Source organism: uncultured Methanofollis sp. (assembly GCF_937919355.1).
Lineage (GTDB): Archaea > Halobacteriota > Methanomicrobia > Methanomicrobiales > Methanofollaceae > Methanofollis.
In genome coordinates, this window is record NZ_CALFSA010000066.1 from 1 (window position 1) to 2,429 (window position 2,429).

Annotated in this window: 2 protein-coding genes and 1 pseudogene; 2 read left to right on the plus strand and 1 reads right to left on the minus strand. The window is 66.5% G+C overall.

Going from position 1 to position 2,429, the window contains the following annotated elements; genetic code table 11:
• On the minus strand, positions 1-1,357 hold a 1,357-nt coding region (locus Q0520_RS03295; RefSeq protein WP_298666558.1), incomplete at its 3' end, for a P-loop domain-containing protein.
• A 92-nt stretch (positions 1,358-1,449) separates the two neighbouring features.
• Between Q0520_RS03295 and Q0520_RS03300 the strand changes: the two genes are divergently transcribed.
• Positions 1,450-2,223, plus strand: coding sequence for an MBL fold metallo-hydrolase (locus Q0520_RS03300; protein ID WP_298666560.1), 774 nt, complete (start codon positions 1,450-1,452; stop codon positions 2,221-2,223).
• Positions 2,223-2,429, plus strand: a pseudogene (locus tag Q0520_RS03305) (DNA ligase); the annotation flags it as partial. The gene Q0520_RS03300 and the pseudogene Q0520_RS03305, both read left to right, overlap by 1 nt.

The window sequence follows — 2,429 nt, forward strand, 5'->3', positions numbered from 1 at the left end:
ACTTCTCCTCCACCTGTCTCATCTGCCCCTCCAGGTACCGGAGGTATCGCGCCCTGAATGCCGCGGGGCTGATTGCCCCTGCCCTGTGTCCGGAGAGGAGGAGGATCCGGTCTGCCTGGGCGATGAGGGGGTCGAGAGAGGAGGCGGCGAAGATGAGGGCGCACTCTCCGAGGGCATTCCGCTGCGTTGCAAGGAGGGCGGCAAGGGGTGTCACGTCCACGTCCTGCAGGCAACTTGCGACAAGGAGGTTTGCCGCCGCCCGGTCCTCGTCGATGAGGAGGAGGGGCGCGCCCGTCCGCACCGCCTCCTGCACCTGCACCGCCATCGTCATTGAGCCGCTTCCCCTCCCGAAGGCTGCCTTCGGCGTCCCGGTCATGCCGGGAGGGAGACTCCTGAAAAAGAGGCTCACGTCGGCGCCGTGGAGGTCGGGTCCCCCTGCCTCCGCTGTCCGCGCCCCCCGCACCGAGACGAGGAGTTCCCGGCCGTCGCCGGGCGCGTGGTCGTCCTCGCCTGCCAGGATTGCCTGGAGGAGGGTCGTTTTTCCCTGCGCGTTCGAGCCTGCGATGGCGAAGGCCTCCTTCTCATGGATGCCGAGGCCGGGGACCGTCCTCCCGCTCGCCGGGAGTTCAACTTCGACAGGCCCGAGGCCCTCCGGGCAGACGAAGGGGATATGCACCCCTTCTTTCGGGCCTGCCACGCGGTGATGCTGCCTGAAGTGCGTGAAGGCCCGTGCCGGGCAGGTGCCGTCGCCGATGAAGCAGACAAGCCCCATCGCCGGGAGTTCTTGCCTGAGGAGTTTCTGGTCGAGGGAGAGCGTTGCCGCGGCCGCGATCTCCGGTGCCGGCACCCCCTGCACCGTCTCCCGGATCGCGTCGGCGAGGTCTGCGATCGCCCCGGCGACCTCCCTGACCCCCGCGTCTTCCGGCGGCCCCGGGTACGGGACGGCCCCGTGGACGGTGCAGTGGAGGCCGGCGGCGTCGAGATAGTTCTCCTCATCAGGCTTCCAGAGACCGGTGCCGGCCCGTGACGCCGACCTGACGAGGGTGATAGGCTCGATCCCGCCTGCATATGCCGCAGGCCTGTCTGTGTCGAGGCCGCCGAGGGGGTGAAGACGTGCGTCGGCGGGAGCGGCACGTTTCACCGCCTCAAGTCCCGCCCAGACCGCCCCGTCGGCCCCCCGGGGATCGACGTCAGGCCTGAAGGGGAGGAGGAGGGGGACGGAGAACTGGAGGCACGTCCCATGGGGCGAGCGGACGACATAGGCGTTCACACACTCCCGCACCTTCGGTGCGTCCACGGTATCTCCGCACGTCGCAAGGATTGCCGATGTCGCACCCATCCATCCTCTGCCGCTCATTACAGTTCTATCCTGTTTCAGGGGAGAAATCCCTGCCGATGCCGGCGGGTCTTTCGTTAAGCACTATACCGAGCAGCGCATATCACACTGCAATGAAGATCACCATCCTTGCCAGCGGGAGCAAGGGCAATTCCATCTATGTCGAGGGGGAGGACGGGGCCCTCCTTATCGATGCGGGCCTCTCGGCAAAGGAGATCCGCACCCGTCTTGCCGCGGCTGGCGGCGACGAGGAGGCTATCCGCGCGATCCTCGTCACCCACGAGCATATCGATCATATCAGGGGCGTGGACGTCCTTGCGCGCCGCCTCGGCGTCCCGGTCGTCGGGACCTGCGGCACTCTCCGTGCGTTCCTGGATAAGCGCATCTCCACAAAGGCGGTGGAGACGGTGCGGGCGACGTACGGCGACTCTCTGGAGTTCGGAAATTTTTCGGTCACGCCCTTTGCAACCGTCCATGACGCCTCTGAACCGTGCGGCTTCTGCGTGCGGGAGGACGACATCGGCTTTGGCTGCTGCCTCGACACCGGCATCGTCACGCCGGGCATCGAGCGCGCCCTCGGCACCTGCGACGCCGTTGTGCTGGAGAGCAACCACTGTCCGACGATGCTCGAAGAAGGGCCGTACCCCTACTATCTCAAGGAGCGCATCCGCTCCAAGCGGGGCCACCTCTCGAACACCGCGGCGGCCACCTGTCTTGGCGACATCGGAGAAAACCTCTCCGCGGTCATTCTCGCCCACCTCTCCGAGGTGAACAACACCCCTGAAAAGGCGGTCGCCGCCGCAGAGGGCGGTCTTGGCCTGTTCCTCGACGACACCGACCTTGTCGTGAGCGGGCAGCACGAGGCCTCGAGGCCGGTGATCCTCTGATGGACTTCACGGAGTTTTCCCGGATCTGCGAAGAGATCGAGGCGATCAGCGGGCGTCTGGAGATGATCGACGTCATCGCCTCCGTCCTCCCCGGTCTCTCGGACGACGAACTCCCGGTCTTTGTCAGGTTCGTGATGGGCCGGGTCTTCCCCGACTGGAGCCCTCTCAAGCTCGGCATCGGCCCGAACCTCCTGTACGAGGCCGTC